Below are 17,308 nucleotides of genomic sequence, written 5' to 3' on the forward strand. Positions count from 1 at the left end.
AATATGACGACACTCAAAAAGATAATCGAGAAGATGACGCCTTACTCCTCTTACCAAGGAGAGTTACAGGTTTCCCAAGACGTTAGTCTTCCCTTTACCCTTTTGAAGGGAGCCAGTTTACATCCTTTCGTGACCCTGACAGCTGCTGTTCATGGCAGTGAGTATGTAGGTGTACGCGTGCTGATGGATTTAGTCGAGGAGATAGATCTTCTGTCGTTACAGGGAACTCTCTGCCTCGTTCATGCGGTCAATCCAAGTGGATTTTGGGCTCGCAGTCCCTATCTCGTTCCGGAGGATCAAATCGATCTGAACCGCATTTTTCAGGATGATCAGACGAGCGATACCTTGAGTTATCGCATCAAGAAAGTTCTGCAAGAGGAGGTCTTTTCACTGACGGATGCTCTCCTTGATTTACACGGTGGTAATGCCTTGGAAAATCTAGTGCCCCATGTTTATTATTCGACCTTAGCCTTAGAGGAAGTGGTGGAAAAGTCAAAAAATATGGCGCTAGCAAGTGGCATTCCCATTCTCTACGCTTCTAGGGCGCGTGGAGGTTTGTATCAATCTGCTGCCATAGATTATGGTATTCCGAGTATTATTCTGGAGCAGGGTGAGCTTGGGCTCTGCCCAAAAAGCGACGTTATAGCGATGAAAACCGCAGTTTATGGGGTATTACATTATCTATGGATGGGGGAACTTCCGCAAGTGAAGGCTCAGCTATTTGAAGAGTCCTATACCCTTTACAGTAGCTATCAAGGCTGCTGGTTCTCCTTTATAAAAGCAGGCGATGTTGTCGGTTGTGGGCAGAAACTGGGAGAAATCCGGTCTATATATGGAGAACTGTTGGAAGAAGTAGTGGCTCCATCTGCAGGTCTGGTCTTGTACCAGAAGGTAGTTGTCGCAGTGGAAGCAAAAGAACAGCTCATGTTTGTTGTTCATACAGGAAAGGAAGCGATATGCGAAGAGGAATTATGAAAGCTGTTTTGCAATTTCTGATGATTTTGCTGTGTGTCAGTTTTATTTCATTTTTATTTATCTATCTAGCTCCGGGAGATCCGGCAGAGAGCATTTTATCGGCGCAGGGAATTCCTTACACAAAGGAATTATTGGCTCTAAAACGGGAGGAATTTGGTTTTAATCAGCCCTTTCTTGTCCAATACTGGAATTGGCTCGTCAAGATTCTCAGAGGGGATTTTGGGGTGACCTATAATTCTGGGGCTCCTGTATGGGATCAGCTGGTTTTTTACTTCCCTAATTCTGTTTACTTAGCGATCTATGTTTTGTTGACAACCTTGGGAATTTCCCTCCCCCTTTCCTTGTTAGCTGCCTACTATGAGGAATCTCGCTTGGATCGGATGATTTTAGGAATTACAGGCTTTGTGAATGCGATTCCCAATTTTGTTATCGGGATTTTATTGATTATTTTCTTTTCGGTGCAGCTAAATTGGTTGCCTGTTCAAGCGACAGCCAATGAATGGGGGCTTGTTTTGCCAGTGCTAACCCTGAGTTTAACCATGTCCACTCGCTATATTCCTCAAATTCGGACTTATTTTATTGATGAATTTCATTCACCAGCTATCGAAGGGGCTAGAGGAAGGGGCATTCCGGAGTGGCGCTTGATTGCCTATGATGTGATGGGAAATGCTTCGCCTTTTATCTTCACTTTGATTAGTCTGTCGCTCGGCTCTTTGCTTGGTGGGGTGGCCATTATTGAAAATCTTTTTTCTTGGCCTGGGATTGGAAAAATGTTGATTGGTGCAGCAGGAAATCGGGATTTTCCTTTGATTCAGGGGGCGGTTCTCTTTATCACGGCAGGAGTTTTAACGGTTAATCTCCTCTTTCAAGTGATCATTGCTAGCTTGAATCCTCGGACCCGTAAGGAACTGCTTTTTGGATGGAAAAAGGAGGTGGACTAGATGAGCCAAGCCAGACATCAACGCTTAAAATTCTTAGTGCTTATCACGATTGCTTTTTTAGCCATTCTTTGTATCGCACCGTTGGTATTTGGAGAAAATATCACCAAGGTAGATTTAACGCGAGCTTTTCAGGCTCCCAATGCTCAGGAATGGTTTGGAACGGATGCTTTAGGGCGTTCTGTGTTTCAACGAACCTTGAGTGGGGGTATTCAGACCGTTTTGCCAGCCATTTTGATTCTAATGATTGTTGTAACCATCGGCTCCTTTATTGGGATTAGCAGCGGTTTACTCGGCGGAAGGATAGACAAGGCGATTCTTTTATTGATTACAGCCTTTCAGGCCTTTCCTTCCATTATCTTTGTGATTATGCTGGTGGGGATTTTAGGAGTTGGTTTGGAGCAGACCATTCTAGCGATTTGTATCACGACCTGGGCCAAATATGCTTATTTGACAAGGTCCATGACCCTGCAACTAAAAAAGGAACCCTATATTCAAAGTGCGGTCATGTATGGCAATGGTTTTTTCCAAACAATGACCCATTATTACCTGCCCAGCCTCTTTCCTCAAATTTTAACCACGATGATGTTTGATGTGAGCACCGTCATCATGGAAATCGCAGGGTTGAGTTTCATCGGCTTGGGTGCACAAGTGCCTAGTCCCGAATGGGGAGCCATGATTAATGACGGTCGGACATATATCCAAGAAGCACCCTGGATTGTCTTTTTCCCCTGCTTGATGATTATTTTGACCGTTCTACTATTTGCTCGCTTGGGAGAAATTTTGAAGCAGACCGTTTAAAAACCTGATGGATAGACCATTGGGTTTTTATCATTTGTGTGACGTGTGGATTTAGAAAAGCTTGCCTGAGTTTGATATCTCATACTCTATAAACATCAAAATCTGATCAGGTTTCATAATTGATAATGGTGGAAGGTGATAGATAAAACTAGCCTGGCTTACAGCCTAAAAACCGCAGGGATAACAGAGGTTATGCTGAGGGCTATTTCATAATCCTTATTTCCAACCTTCAACAGTCTGCTGGATCGTTGAAGCAAGGTGAGTTAACGACGTCAGATTTTGATGGTTGACGAACATCAAATAATTGAATAAGGCAAGATTGATAGATAGTTATAGACCAATTTCAAAACTTGACAAGATAAAATCAAATGTTTATAATGTTTTTACTGATTTTATGGAAATCAAATTAGACTATACCAATTTTTGAAAGAGGAGGAGATGGCAGCAAAAAGTGTCATCGTGACAAGCTATGTGTGGAATTGTTGGCGTTGTTGGAAATGAAAATGCAACGGATATTTTAATCCAAGGATTGGAGAAGTTGGAATACCGTGGTTATGATTCGGCTGGTATTTTTGTTGCTGGTAAAGGAGCAGGGAGTCTCGTGAAATCTGTGGGCCGTATTGCAGACTTGTCAGCGAAAGTTGGAGACAAGCTCGAGGGAACGGCTGGAATTGGTCATACACGTTGGGCAACTCATGGAAAACCAAGTGAAGTGAACGCTCATCCGCACCAGTCGCAGACAGAACGTTTGACGCTGGTTCACAATGGTGTGATTGAAAATTATCTTGAAATCAAGGAAAAATATTTGGCTGACCATGAGTTAAAGGGGCAAACAGATACCGAGATTGCTGTGCATTTGATGGGTCGGTTTGTGCAAGAAGGCTTGTCCACTCTTGAGGCATTTAAAAAAGCCCTGCACCTTATCCAAGGTTCCTATGCCTTTGCTTTGATGGATGCTGAGGATGCAGATACCATTTATGTGGCGAAAAATAAATCCCCGCTCTTGATTGGTTTGGGGGATGGTTATAATATGGTCTGCTCCGATGCTATGGCTATGATTCGTGAAACCAGTGAATACATGGAAATCCATGACAAGGAATTGGTCATTGTGAAAAAAGACAGTGTTCAAGTGATGGACTATGAAGGGAATGCTATCGAACGTGGTAGCTACATAGCGGAGCTGGATCTGTCTGACATCGGAAAAGGGACTTATCCTTACTATATGTTGAAGGAAATTGACGAGCAGCCAACGGTAATGCGGAAATTGATTCAGGCTTATACCGATGAAAACGGTGCTGTGGCCGTTGATTCGGCTATTATTTCAGCTGTGAAAGAATGTGATAGAATTTATATTATTGCAGCCGGAACTTCTTATCATGCAGGATTTGCCTCTAAGATGATGCTGGAAGAGCTTACTGGTAAACCTGTCGAATTAGGAATTGCTTCTGAATGGGGTTATGGCATGCCACTTTTAAGTCAAAAACCCCTGTTCATTTTCATTAGCCAGTCTGGAGAAACGGCAGATAGCCGCCAAGTCTTGGTGAAAGTTAACGAACTTGGTTTCCCAAGCTTAACAGTGACCAATGTACCAGGTTCGACCCTTTCTCGCGAAGCTAGTCACACCATGATCCTTCATGCAGGACCAGAAATCGCTGTGGCCTCAACCAAGGCTTATACGGCTCAAATTGCGACTCTTGCTTTCCTAGCCAAAGCAGTTGGAGAGGCAATGGACAATGAAAAAGCGAAATCCTTTGATTTGGTTCATGAACTGTCCCTTGTGGCCCAGTCAATTGAGTCAACCTTGTCTGAAAAAGAACTCATTGAAGGGAAGGTCAAAGAACTGTTAGAGACGACTCGCAATGCCTTTTATATCGGCCGTGGGAATGATTACTATGTAGCTATGGAAGCGAGCTTAAAATTAAAAGAAATTTCCTACATCCAGTGTGAGGGATTTGCGGCAGGGGAGTTGAAGCACGGGACAATCTCTCTGATCGAGGACGGGACACCTGTATTAGCGTTGATTTCAGCCAATCCAGTCATTGCTTCTCATGCACGTGGCAATGTCTCTGAGGTTGTGGCGCGTGGGGCTCAGGTGCTGACGATTGTAGAAGAAGGCGTGGAGCAAGAGGGAGATGATATTATTTTGAACAAGGTTCATCCGTACCTGTCAAGTATTTCCATGGTCATCCCAACGCAACTTATTGCCTATTATGCTTGTTTACACCGTGGGCTGGATGTCGATAAACCACGTAATCTCGCAAAATCTGTAACAGTAGAGTAGAGCCGACTAGATACTCATTATCAAAAGAAACACCATCGCTAGGTAAGATAGACTTACTTAGCGATTTTTCTTTCTATAAAAAATAGTTATCTTTAACAAAATTCATAAAGTTATCATATTGCTATTTATGAATTTTACCAAGGATAAGAAAAAATGGGCAATCAGTGCAGCGATTTGAATCATGGAAAATGCATCCAGACAAAATCAAAAGGATTTAGCCCTGTTTAATATGGGACTAAATCCTTTTAACAATTTATTGTTTAGAAATCTGTAGTGATTTTCCTTAGTATTAATCTATAATCTTAGTACTAATTACCTGAAATTTCGCGTGCGGCATCGTCCATAGAAAGAACTTCGTGGAAGACACGTTGTGTCAATTCAGTTTTTTGTTCCTTAGTGAGGTATTTAGTGTTTACACAGTAACCTGAGATACGTACGATAACATCTTCACCGTTCATAATCTTGTCATAAACATCTTGAAGGTCCATAACGTTCAAGTTAACGTGTTGTCCACCATTTTCAAAGTAACCATCAAGGATTGTGACCAAGTTGTTGACTTGTTCATCGAATGTTTTACCGAGTGCTTTTGGTGATACTTGAGTTGTCAATGAAATTCCGTCATTTGCATGTTTGAAGTTCAATTTAGACAATGAGTTCAAGTTTTGTAACCAACCACCACGAGATTTAGATGTTGGGTTTGCACCTGGTGGGAAGAATTCCACTTTAGAAGTGTTGACAGAACCATCTTCGTTAAGGAATACGCCACGGTGAACAGGTGAGTTAGCGGTTTGTTTAGAATAAGCAACGTTAGAAGTGATGGTCAAGATAGAAACAGTTGCTTCTGCGTTCTTGTACAATTTATGTTTGTTCAAGCGTGAGAAGAATGCTTCCATGAGCCATTTTGCAATGTCATCTACACGGTCATCATCTTCACCGTAACGTGGGAAGTCACCAGTTACTTCGTAGTCGTAGATAAAGCCATCTTCGTCACGAATAGGTTTTACTTGTGCGTATTTAATCGCAGAAAGTGAGTCAACTGTATTGGCAAATCCACAGATACCAAATCCCATGTTTGCACGAAGGAAGGTTGGCAAGAAGGCCATTTGGACTGCTTCGTAGTTGTACTTGTCAGTCATGTAGTGGATGATGTTCATCGCATCTACATAAGTGTCAGTCAACCAGTCAAGCGCTTTTTCAAAGTTTTTGATAACTTCGTCGTATTCGAAGACTTCAGAATTGTTTGGCTCTACACAGTCAAATACTTTGTAGTCTTTGTGCACATCGTCATAACCGTTGTTCCAGCTTGAAAGAAGGGCTTTAAGAACGTTTACGCGAGCTCCGAAGTATTGGATATTGTGGCGTTTGTCTTCGCTTTCTGGGTCAAGTGGTGATACACAGCATGAGATACAGCTCATTTCACCATATCCGTCTTTAGCCATTGTTGTCACACCTTCGTATTGGATAGAAGAGTGTTTGTGGCTCATTGACATACAGTAGCGACGGAATGAATATGGAAGTTGGTCAGACCAAAGAACAGTCAAGTTTGGTTCTGGAGAGTTACCGATGTTGTCAAGCGTGTTCAAGAAACGGTAGTCCATTTTTGTAACACGGTGACGACCGTCGTTACCCATACCTGCCATAGAAGTAGTAAGGAAAGTTGGGTCTCCTGAGTAGATTTCGTCAAATGCTTTTGTACGTGCAAATTTAACAGTACGAAGTTTCAATACGAAATCATCTACAAATTCTTGGATTTCTGATTCAGTAAAGGTACCGCGAGCCAAGTCACGTTCTGCATAGATGTCAAGTACGATTGGCACACGTCCAAGTGAAGTTGCAGCACCGTTAATCACACGACATACTGCCATGAAAGCGATGTTTACCCATTGGATAGCTTCTTTTGTATTCAAAGCAGGACGGCGTACATCTACACCATAGTGGTCACCCAATTTTACAACTTGTGCAAGGGCTTGGTATTGTAGATTGATTTCTTCACGAAGGCGGATAGATTCTTCGTCGATTTCGTTGATAGAGTTCCAGTCTGTAACCTTTTCTGCCATCAAGTAGTCTGCTCCATAAAGGGCAAGACGAGCGTACATACCGATAATACGTCCACGTGAGTAAGCATCTGGAAGACCAGAAACGTGGTGAGAGTGGCGGGCACGACGGATGTCAGCAGTGTAAGCACGGAAGATACCGTCGTTTACAGTTGTGGCATGTTTTGTATAAATTTCATGAAGAAGTGGGTCAGGAGTATAGCCGTTTTCAATCAATGTAGTTTCAGCCATACGGATACCACCACGAGGCATGAAGTTCAATTTGAACAACTCGTCGTTTTGGATACCGAAGATTACTTCATTATCTTTATCGATGAAACCAGCTGGGATATCGGCGATAGAAGTCGCACGGTCAATATCCATTGGGAAACGAGTGTCTTCGTATCCTGCTTTTGTTTCTTCGATGATTTTCTTGATGTGGAGAGAACGTTCCGTTGGTCCTGCTAGGAAACTTTCGTCTCCGTCGTATGGAGTGTAGTTTGCTTGAACGAAGCGAGTGACACTAGCTTTATCACGCCAATCATCGCCTTTAAAACCTTCCCAAGCCTTGTCAAATACGTCTTGAGCTTCAACAACTGTTTTAACAACCATATTTATTTCCTCTTTTTTTCTAGTAACACGTCATCTGTTACATTTACAAAACAAGTATATCATACAGTAATCGCTTACACAATAAAAAGATGCGTTTTCAAGCGTTTTTCTTTTATAATACAGATGGGAACAGAGGTAATAACTGTACTATATTTTTGAAAATTCCTTTTGCTTTTCAATTATTTTAGAAAATCAGAGAAAAAAGGTATAATAGAAGGGAGTAAATGAGATTGCTAGGGGGTGAGAAAATGTTAATTTTCCCTTTAATCAATGATACGTCACGGAAGATTATTCATATCGATATGGATGCTTTTTTTGCAGCGATTGAAGAGAGGGACAATCCTAAGCTGCGTGGGAAGCCGGTCATTATCGGACATGACCCTCGTTTATCAGGTGGTCGCGGAGTGGTTTCAACCTGTAATTATGAGGCTAGAAAATTTGGCGTCCATTCGGCCATGAGCAGTAAAGAAGCCTATGAGCGTTGTCCACAGGCGGTATTTATCCACGGAAATTATGCAAAGTATGTCGAGGTTGGTCAGCAGATTCGTGAGATTTTTAAGCGTTATACGGATTTAATTGAACCGATGAGTATTGATGAAGCCTATTTGGATGTAACGACCAATAAAAAAGGAATCCAGTCGGCAGTTAAAATCGCCAAGCTTATTCAGTATGATATTTGGAATGAGCTTCATCTGACAGCTTCTGCAGGGGTTTCTTATAATAAATTTTTGGCAAAAATCGCTAGTGATTACGAAAAGCCGCACGGTCTGACCGTGATTTTGCCAGGTGAAGCGGAGAGTTTTTTGGCGAAAATGGACATTGGAAAATTTCACGGTGTTGGGAAAAAATCTGTGGAAAAACTCCATGCCATGGGGGTTTATACTGGAGCTGATTTGCTGGAAATTTCTGAGATGACCTTGATTGATACCTTCGGTCGTTTTGGTTATGATTTGTATCGTAAGGCGAGAGGGATTTCCAATTCTCCTGTAAAAAATAATCGTATCCGAAAATCGATTGGCAAGGAGCGAACCTATGGCAAACTCCTCTATCTGGAAGAAGATGTCAAAAAAGAGCTGAGTAGTCTTTCGCAGCAGGTCGTGCACAGCTTGCTCAAGCATGAAAAGAAGGGGAGAACCATTGTGTTAAAAATTCGTTATGCTGATTTTTCCACCATGACCAAACGACGGAGTTTGGATAAGGGCACGCAGAGTTTGGATGAAATTGAACGAACTGCATTTGACATTTATGATAGCTTGGAGGACAATCATAAAGGAATTCGCCTGCTGGGTGTGACGATGACTAATTTTTTATGAAGACTGTATGTACAGGTGGTTTGAAAGTTAGTCTGTTGAGGGATAAAAAGAGACCGTTTGGAGGAAAAGTCCCTCTTTTTTTATTTTCTCGCTATACTAGGGATAGAGCATAAGAAAGTAGGAAATCATGATGACGATAAAAATGGAAAAATTATTTAAATTGGGTCTGTTTGTTGCCTTGCTACAATTTTTGATTTTACTTTTTGTACATCCAAAAGAGACTCAAGTTCACTTTCAAGTGTCTAGTTTCTGCTTTGTGATTTTGTTGATGGGCCTCTCCATTTGTTACTTCTGTTATTTTTCTAGAGAGCTAAGTCCGATTAAGTTAGAGCTGAAACGTTCCCATTATGGTTGGTTATTCAAGGTTTCCTACTTTATGCTTGTTGGTGTGAATGTGGTTGGAGCTTATTTGATGATGGGGGAGCAAGCATCAGGACTTTCTTCAGAGCAGCTGCGCTGGATTCAGTTGTTTAGTCAAACTTCCTTGTTTTTAGTTGGATTTGATGTGGTTAGTTTACTTCCTTTTATGAGAAAGATTTCTTTCAGCGGGAAAAATGGCAAGAAACTCTTTGCTTGGATGGGACTCCTTTTTTTCCTTAGAAATCCTGTTGGAATGACTTGTTTTTTACTTTACGCTGGCTTGGGCTATGGTTTTTCACGATTGGCTCAAAGGACAGGAATTGGTCGAGAACTTTCTTTTTTAAGCCATGTGGTAAGAGATAGTATCTTACTAGTCTTACTCCTGATGATTTGGTAAATATTCTCTTTTAGAAAATCCTGATTTGTGCTAAAACATAGGGATTTGTAAGAGCAGTTAAAACAGGTATATAAATATCTGTAATCTGAAACATCCAGTAACTTGGATGTTTTTAAATATCATTTTTACAGGCTCAAATGCTGCTTTGAGTGCTGAGTAGTCATCCTATGTGTAGATGTTTAGCTTGGGTGGTTACTTAGAATTTTCGGGATAATCGACTAAAAAACGGCAAAAGTTTTTTTAAAAAAAAGCATGCTCTCATCTTTTCAGGCTTTGAATTCCATGGTATAATAAATGAGAATTTTTAGAAAAAAGGGAACAAGATGGAAGAACAAAATTGGAAGGCTGGGATCAGGGCTGGCATGCCCACTGCCTTGGGGTATATAGGAATTGGTCTGGCCTGTGGGGTGATTGCGGCTCCTTATCTCAATCCTCTTGAGATGTTTTTGATGAGTGTATTGGTCTATGCTGGAAGTGCTCAATTTGTTATGATTGCTATGATTGCCTTAAAAAGCAGTTTGACTGACATTGCCTTGACCGTTTTTCTCATCAATATTCGATTTTTTTTACTGAGCCTGCATACATCGACCTTTTTTAGGAAGGATAGCCTTTGGAAAAATCTGGCGATTGGAAGTATTTTAACGGACGAAAGTTATGGGGTGCTGCTTGCTGCCCAGTTGAGAGGAGAGGAGCCTGATTCGGCCTGGATGGTTGGAAATAACATTGTTAGCTATGTCTCTTGGGCCTTGTCCACTACTTTAGGAACTCTTTTGGGGCATTTATTGCCGAATCCAGAAATGTTTGGTCTTGATTTTGCCTTGGTTGGGATGTTTCTTGGAATTTTTAGTTCTCAATTTTTGGTCATGGTGAAAAAGGAAAAACTCGTCAAAATTATGCTAATTTTAGCGGCTACGGCAATCAGTTTTTTTGGATTGACAATGGTGGTATCTCAGTCCTTAGCCGTGCTATGTGCTACGCTACTAGGCTGTTCTGTGGGGGTGATGTTAGATGGAAAGTAGTTACATCTTAAAAGCGATAGCTTTGGCAGCTCTCGTTACGTGGCTGCCGCGCGTGATTCCCTTTGTGTTAGTAAAATATCGTGGCTTGCCAGATTTGGTCATGCGATTTTTACGATTTCTACCTGTTACAATCATCTTTGTTTTGATTTTATCCAGCTTAACGCAAGGAAGTGTAGGGCATTTCCCTAGTTTTAAATGGGTAGATATTTTTGCTGCCATACCAACCTTGTATGTCGCTTTCCGCTATCGCAATCTGCTGGGAAGTGTCATCTTTGGAGTGGTGTTATTGGCTCTGTTACGATTTTTATGGTGAGAAAGGAGATTTATGGCTGAAGCAGGACACACTTTACTGGCTCGTTTGGGAAAGAAACGGTTGCGACCGGGAGGTAAAATAGCAACTAACTGGCTGTTGAAAAAAGGGAACATATCAAAGGATTGTCAGATTTTGGAAGTGGCTTGTAATATGGGGACCACCAGTATTGAACTGGCAAAGACCTATGGCTGTCAGATACAAGCAGTTGACTTGGATAAAAAAGCTTTGGAGCAGGCAGGTGTGAATGCAAAGGCAGCAGGGGTCTCGGATTTAGTGATGTTTAAACAAGCCAATGCCATGAAGTTACCTTTTCCAGATGAATCTTTTGACGTTGTTATCAATGAAGCTATGTTAACCATGCAGAGTGAAAAAGGCAAACAAAAATGCTTGCAGGAATATTACCGAGTTCTAAAGCCGAACGGTCTTTTATTAACTCATGATGTGATGTTAAGGGAGAATGATGAGGAAGTTCGAGCTAGGCTGTCAAAGGCTATCCATGTCAATGTTGCTCCTTTGACCAAAGAAAATTGGAAAAGCTTAGTCAAGGAGCAAGGATTCTCAGCTATCGAAAGTTTATCAGGTGAGATGACCTTGATGAGTCCGAAGGGAATGATTTATGATGAAGGATTGTTCGGTACGCTTAAGATTTTCAAAAATGCTTTAAAAGCTAAAAATCGCAGTCATTTCTTCACCATGTTTCAAACCTTTAGAGAACAAAAGGATCGACTTGGCTTCATCGCTATGGCTGCTAAAAAATAGAAAACCAGTGTTGGTTGATTTCCGACACTGGTTTGTTTTTGTTGAAAAGACACGATAATCTCTAGTTTTTCGATGCACTAGGATGTTGAACATCTAATAATGAGGGCTTCCAGCAACCCAGCCGGTGCAAAGGGCAGAAGTGATGTTAAAACCACCCGTATGGGCATTGATATCCATCACTTCTCCAGCAAAATGAAGGCCTGATATGAGCTTGCTTTCGAGGGTTTTGGGGTTGATTTCTTTCAAGTCAACTCCACCTTTAGTCACAAAGGATTTAGCGAGGGACATTTTTCCAGTGACAGGAATTGGAAGTTCTTTGATGAGGGAGATAATCTTGTCCAACTCCTGTTCTGTCAGCTGTTTTACCTTTTCAGGGAAATCTTGACTGAGAAAGTCTGCGACGCGTTCAGGAAGGAGCAGTTTGAGGGCATTTTTGAGAGACTTTTCCCGTTCCTGCTGAAGGAAATTGGCAAGTTCTTTTTGCGTCAGGTGAGGCAGAAAGTCAAGGCTCAGGGTTTCGCCTCCTTGAACAAAACTAGATAGCCGCAAAGCGGCAGGTCCAGATAGACCAAAGTGGGTAAAGAGCAGATCGTGGGTGATGTGATGTTTGTCGTAGCTGAGGCAAATATCATCTAGGGAAATACCTTGGAGAGCCTTGTGGGGGAAGTCAGTCAAGAGAGGACTTTCAGCTGCTTCGAGCGGTGTAATGGTATGTTTAAAGTGTCTGGCAATATCGTGTCCAAAACCTGTGGATCCTGTGGATGGATAGGATTTCCCCCCTGTGGTCACAATAAGTTTATCACAGGTCCATGTTTGTTCGGCTGATTTGAGGAGAAAGTGGTCTTCTACTTTTTTAACAGAAACGATCTCCGTTTGCGTCAAGACTTGTCCTCCTAATTCTTGGATTTTTTTCTCCAGAGCTTCGATAATGGTCCGAGACTTATCAGACTTGGGAAAGACACGTCCGTGGTCTTCTACTTTTAAAGCTACTCCATTTTCAGTAAAAAAGTTGATAATATCATGATTGTCAAATTGGGAAAAAACACTATACAAGAATCGTCCATTTCCAGGGATTCCAGCTATCAGATCGTCCAAATTCCCATTATTGGTGACATTGCAACGTCCGCCTCCTGTTCCAGCTAGTTTTTTGCCAAGTTTTCGATTTTTTTCGATGAGAAGGGTCTTTTGACCATAAAAACTGCTAGCGATAGTAGCCATCATCCCAGCAGGTCCTCCTCCGATGACGATTGTTTCAAAATGTGCCATGATTTTCCTTTCCATAGAGTGGGTTTATTCGGTGAGATAATCCTTTTCATTGTACCATAAAAATCTCAAAAAACCTTGATTGTTAGATGCTTCCCACGCTGTACGCATGAAGAAAATGTCGTTTCTAGATAACTTTTTCATAAAAATTACAACGTTTTTACAACGTTTATTATGAAATTTTAGTATAATGCAGATGAAAACGAGAGTGAACCAATAAATATATGAAAACATCTTGAAAAATGCATGTAGATAGAAAATAGCTGTATGCATTTTTTATATGTAGGCTTGTGGAGGATTAGCGAGCAAGATTTGACAGGCTAGCCTTGTTATGTTAAGATTTAGGTAGCTATATCAAGAAAAAGTTTCAGAGGATATTATGACGATTGAAAAAACAGTCAGCGAACTAGCCGATATTTTAGGAGTTAGTCGCCAAGCGGTCAACAATCGGGTCAAGGCTTTGCCGCCTGAGGATACCGAGAAAAATGAAAAAGGTGTGACCGTTGTCAAAAGAAGCGGTTTAATCAAGCTAGAAGAGCACTATAAAAAGACGATTTTTGAAGACGAACCAGTCAGTCAAGATGTGCAGCACCGAGAATTGATGGAGATTTTGGTCGATGAGAAAAATGATGAAATTGCCCGTTTGTATGAGCAATTGAAGGTCAAAGATGCCCAGCTAGCTGAAAAAGATGAGCAAATGCGGATTAAGGATATCCAAATCGCTGAAAAAGATAAGCAATTGGATCAGCAGCAACAGTTGACCCACCAAGCTCAACAGTTGGTCACCGAAGCTAAAAATGATCAGGAAGTCTTACTCTTAGAGTTGGATGAAGCAAAGAAAAAAGTCGAAGCTCAAGAAAAAAAAGGTTTCTGGGCACGTTTATTAGGAAAATAAGAACTGGCTTTGGGTCAGTTTTTCTAGTATGGAGGAAAAATGGAACATTTAGGAACCTATATTGCCTTTGATTTGGAGTTTACGGAGTACAAGGGACAATTTCATTTGATTCAGGTATCAGCGGTGAAGATGCAAGACGGTCTAGAAGTGGGGCAATTTGATAGCTATGTCCACACAGACGTCCCTCTCAAAAGTTTTATCAATGGTTTGACTGGTATTACTTCCGAGCACCTTTTACATGCACCATCAGTGGGCACAGTCTTAGCAGATTTTCAGCAGTTTATAGGCGAGACAGCCTTGATTGGGTACAATGGGAAAAAGAGCGATATTCCTATTTTGTTAGAAAACGGCTTGGATGTGGCAGCTCTGTACCAAGTGGACGTATATGAAGAAGCTTTGGAGCGTAGAAGCACAGACTTACATGGTATTGCAAATCTTCGCTTAGCGACTGTTGCTAGCTTTTTAGGCTTGAAAGGACGAGCTCACAATAGCCTTGAGGATGCTCGAATGACAGCCCAAATCTACGAAAAATTCAAGGAAGTAGATGAAAGTAAGTCCTGGCTAAATGAGCAGGACAAAGATTTCCAAGGCACCTTTAACGGCTTGGATCTGTCTGCCTTTTTCGGAGGAGATGATGCTTGAGAAAAGGGGAAAGCTTGTGTAGGAAAAAATGACAAATGGAACTTGTCTAGGATGCTTGGCATTTTAGGAGATAGGAGAGTTCCCATTGAACGGACTGTCGGTTTGTTGATAATATTTGTCAATAATCAAAATCTGACGTTGTTAACTCACCTTGCTTCAACAGTTCAGCGGACTGTTGAAGATTGGAAATAGAGCTAGCGAAATGTTCGCTAGTCTCCTCTACTAGAATGTTGATTTATCAACGTTCTACAAACCAGACAACTACTGCGTCAAACTGATAAAGCTACAAAAATAATGATATGAGGGACTTTTTATACGTAATCTTCCAGATTATATTCTTTTATGGGTGATCGCATCGCGCTCATCCTGGTTTGTCCCAGCCTCTCAGCGAACTTCCGGTACCCTGCGGTTTTTAGGACATAAGCTACGCTGGTTTTATCTGTCACCTTCCACAATTCTCAATTGTGGAACCTAGTCAGATTTTGATTTTTATGGAGTATAAAATAAAAAGAAGTTGAATAGGTATTCAACTTCTCAGATTGAAGACAAAGTCCTAGAAATACTTGTTTCTGAGGGCTTTTTTTGATGTCAAGGAGTATAATAGAGGTAAGAAGAATGTGAGGTGTTGGCTATGTTTCACAAAGAAAATCCCGATTATAACCGTCGTCAAGTAGGCTTCTATACGCTTGAAGAGTTAGTTCCAAAGGACCACTTTCTGCGTCAGTTGGAGGAAACTGTCGACTTTTCTGTCATCTATGACTTGGTGGAGGATAGTTATTCCTCAGACAAGGGTCGTCCTAGCCTTGACCCTGTTATGCTGGTCAAAATCCCTCTGATTCAGTGCTTCTATGGCATTCGCTCCATGCGTCAGACCATCAAGGACATTGAGGTCAATGTTGCCTATCGTTGGTTTCTGGGCTTGAGTCTGGACGATAAGGTGCCTCATTTTACCACATACGGTAAAAACTACAGCCGTCGTTTCGCTGAAACAGAAGTGATCACGCGTATCTTCGAACATGTCCTCAATCTCTGTTTGACTGCTGGATTAGTGGATACAGATGAGATTTTCATCGACGGAACGCACATCAAAGCAGCTGCCAACAACCATAAATACAGACGACAAGAGGTCGAGGCTCAAGCTAAATGGATGAGTGAACAACTCGAAAAAGAAATCGCACAAGATCGGGTAACACATGAAAAAAAGCCCTTAAAGCCCGCCGCAAAAGGCGAGGCTAACACTAAAAAGATGTCCACGACTGACCCTGATAGTGGTTGGTTTCATAAGGGGGAGCATAAGGAGGTTTTCGCTTATGCAGCACAGGTGGCTTGCGACAAACACGGTTGGGCATTAGCCTATACTGTTGAAGCAGGCAATGTCCATGATAGTCAAGCTTTCCCTGCTTTCGCAAAGCTAGAACCGTTTCACCCCAACTATATCATCGCTGACTCTGGTTATAAAACTCCCAGTATTGCCAAATGTCTACTGGATCAGCATATCACACCTGTCTTTCCCTACACCAGACCTCGTGGCAAGAAGGGCATGTTACGACCGAATGATTTCATTTATGACGAGCATTATGACGTCTACCTCTGCCCTGAAAACCAAGTCTTGTCTTACAGCACTACCAACCGTTCTGGCTATCGAGAATACAAGAGTGACCCTAAGACTTGTGCAACCTGTCCACTCCTAAAGAGTTGTACTGAAAGTAAGACCAATCAGAAGCTAGTCACCAGACATATCTGGAAAGGTTACATGGAGATTTGTGAAGAGATTCGCCACCAAAGAGGGATGAAAGAGCGATATCAGCACCGCAAGGAGACGATAGAGCGACTCTTTGGGACGGCTAAAGAATACCATAATCTCCGCTATACAAGAGAAATTGGTAAGCCCAAAATGCGAGATAAAGTTGGGCTGACTTTGGCGTGCCTTAATCTCAAAAAACTGGTGAAAATGAGGGCAGGAAGGCCTTTTTATGTTGCCCTAATCTACTCTTTTAGACTACTTTTTTCAAAAATAACACAGCAAACAAAAAGACAAACTAGTTTAAGGGCTAGTTTGTCTTCAGTCTGAGAAGTTGAATAGGTATTCAACTTCTTTTTGCTTGGATTAGAATGGTAATTTGCCAGCGAATGCACCGAGTTTTTTCTTGGTAGCTTCGTCAATTTGTGTAAGGGCATGGTTGATGGCTTGGGTGGTCAGCTCTGACAAGGTTTCGATATCATCTGGGTCAACGATATCTGCTTGAAAGTCAATCTTAACCAACTTCTTATCGCCTGTAAAGGTAGCAGTAACCAAGCCTTGAACAGATTCCCCGAAAAATTCAGTGGCAGCCAATTCTGCTTGACTTTTTTCCATTTGTTTTTGCATTTTTTGGGCCTGTTTCATGATATTTTGCATATTCATCATAGTTCTTTGTTCTCCTTTTTTGGCTTATTTGTCTATTATACCATAAACCGAGCTGATAGAAGGAGTAGCTGCTACAAAGTTAGCGAATAATAGCAAGAGTATTGTCCTTGAGGACAAATAAAGTTTGAGAATGGATATTGATTTGTCCTAAGGCCAACATGGATGCTGATTTTCATCTAAATCTAAAAGATGCCAACCGGTAAAAAACGGCTGAGGCGGAGGCATCTAGCCACTATCCTTACTTCAAGACTAATTGATGTATAAAGTCATAATCCTTGGAAAACTAGTCTTTTGGCTAAT

The 17,308-nt window shown here is 41.5% G+C and carries 15 protein-coding genes; 12 read left to right on the forward strand and 3 right to left on the reverse strand.

The genetic code is table 11. The features are described 5' to 3' along the window. Positions 1–3 precede the first annotated feature (3 nt). From BFM96_RS03845 to glmS, 4 genes are all read left to right on the forward strand, one after another. On the forward strand, positions 4–975 hold the full coding sequence (locus BFM96_RS03845) for a DUF2817 domain-containing protein (RefSeq protein ID WP_068990548.1): 972 nt from the start codon (positions 4–6) through the stop codon (positions 973–975). Further along, on the forward strand, positions 957–1,916 hold the full coding sequence (locus tag BFM96_RS03850; RefSeq protein ID WP_068990549.1) for an ABC transporter permease: 960 nt from the start codon (positions 957–959) through the stop codon (positions 1,914–1,916). Before BFM96_RS03845 ends, BFM96_RS03850 begins: the two co-directional genes overlap by 19 nt. Beyond that, on the forward strand, positions 1,917–2,714 hold the full coding sequence (locus tag BFM96_RS03855; RefSeq protein WP_068990551.1) for an ABC transporter permease: 798 nt from the start codon (positions 1,917–1,919) through the stop codon (positions 2,712–2,714). 469 nt (positions 2,715–3,183) lie between these two features. After that, positions 3,184–4,995, forward strand: a complete 1,812-nt coding sequence (gene glmS, locus BFM96_RS03860; protein ID WP_068990554.1) for a glutamine--fructose-6-phosphate transaminase (isomerizing) — start codon at positions 3,184–3,186, stop codon at positions 4,993–4,995. 308 nt (positions 4,996–5,303) lie between these two features. Here the strand turns inward: glmS and pflB are convergent, their stop codons facing one another. Next, positions 5,304–7,640: a formate C-acetyltransferase gene (gene pflB, locus BFM96_RS03865; RefSeq protein WP_068990558.1), complete on the reverse strand. Its 2,337-nt coding sequence runs from the start codon at positions 7,638–7,640 to the stop codon at positions 5,304–5,306. Positions 7,641–7,888: 248 nt separating this feature from the next. On the opposite strand from pflB, the gene dinB reads away from it, so the two are divergent. The 5 genes from dinB (at position 7,889) to BFM96_RS03890 (ending at position 11,801) form a co-directional block, all read left to right on the forward strand. Next, entirely contained in the window at positions 7,889–8,953 is a 1,065-nt protein-coding gene (gene dinB, locus BFM96_RS03870; RefSeq protein ID WP_068994149.1) for a DNA polymerase IV, read from the forward strand. A gap of 127 nt (positions 8,954–9,080) precedes the next feature. After that, positions 9,081–9,710 carry a hypothetical protein gene (locus BFM96_RS03875; protein WP_145939706.1) on the forward strand — a complete coding sequence of 210 codons (630 nt, stop codon included), beginning with the start codon at positions 9,081–9,083 and terminating at the stop codon, positions 9,708–9,710. Positions 9,711–10,033: 323 nt separating this feature from the next. Next, complete coding sequence (locus BFM96_RS03880) at positions 10,034–10,729, forward strand: AzlC family ABC transporter permease (RefSeq protein ID WP_068990563.1); 696 nt, start codon at positions 10,034–10,036, stop codon at positions 10,727–10,729. After that, positions 10,719–11,042 (forward strand): AzlD domain-containing protein, encoded by a 324-nt coding sequence (locus BFM96_RS03885; RefSeq protein WP_068990564.1) that lies wholly within the window; start codon positions 10,719–10,721, stop codon positions 11,040–11,042. The genes BFM96_RS03880 and BFM96_RS03885 overlap by 11 nt, the downstream gene beginning before the upstream one ends. 12 nt (positions 11,043–11,054) lie before the next feature. Next, positions 11,055–11,801, forward strand: coding sequence for a class I SAM-dependent methyltransferase (locus tag BFM96_RS03890; protein ID WP_068990567.1), 747 nt, complete (start codon positions 11,055–11,057; stop codon positions 11,799–11,801). A 93-nt stretch (positions 11,802–11,894) separates the two neighbouring features. Here the strand turns inward: BFM96_RS03890 and BFM96_RS03895 are convergent, their stop codons facing one another. After that, the gene (locus BFM96_RS03895; protein ID WP_068990573.1) at positions 11,895–13,067 is read right to left on the reverse strand and encodes a BaiN/RdsA family NAD(P)/FAD-dependent oxidoreductase; all 1,173 of its coding nucleotides are present in this window, start codon (positions 13,065–13,067) and stop codon (positions 11,895–11,897) included. Between the two features lie 376 nt (positions 13,068–13,443). Between BFM96_RS03895 and BFM96_RS03900 the strand changes: the two genes are divergently transcribed. From BFM96_RS03900 to BFM96_RS03910, 3 genes are all read left to right on the forward strand, one after another. Continuing rightward, entirely contained in the window at positions 13,444–13,959 is a 516-nt protein-coding gene (locus tag BFM96_RS03900; protein ID WP_068990575.1) for a DUF536 domain-containing protein, read from the forward strand. Between the two features lie 39 nt (positions 13,960–13,998). Continuing rightward, complete coding sequence (locus tag BFM96_RS03905) at positions 13,999–14,601, forward strand: 3'-5' exonuclease (protein WP_068990581.1); 603 nt, start codon at positions 13,999–14,001, stop codon at positions 14,599–14,601. Between the two features lie 631 nt (positions 14,602–15,232). After that, positions 15,233–16,672 (forward strand): IS1182 family transposase, encoded by a 1,440-nt coding sequence (locus tag BFM96_RS03910; RefSeq protein WP_068990582.1) that lies wholly within the window; start codon positions 15,233–15,235, stop codon positions 16,670–16,672. A gap of 36 nt (positions 16,673–16,708) precedes the next feature. Here the strand turns inward: BFM96_RS03910 and BFM96_RS03915 are convergent, their stop codons facing one another. After that, positions 16,709–17,008 (reverse strand): YbaB/EbfC family nucleoid-associated protein, encoded by a 300-nt coding sequence (locus BFM96_RS03915; RefSeq protein WP_068990584.1) that lies wholly within the window; start codon positions 17,006–17,008, stop codon positions 16,709–16,711. Between the last annotated feature and the right edge of the window lie 300 nt (positions 17,009–17,308).

This window comes from Streptococcus himalayensis (assembly GCF_001708305.1).
Lineage (GTDB): Bacteria > Bacillota > Bacilli > Lactobacillales > Streptococcaceae > Streptococcus > Streptococcus himalayensis.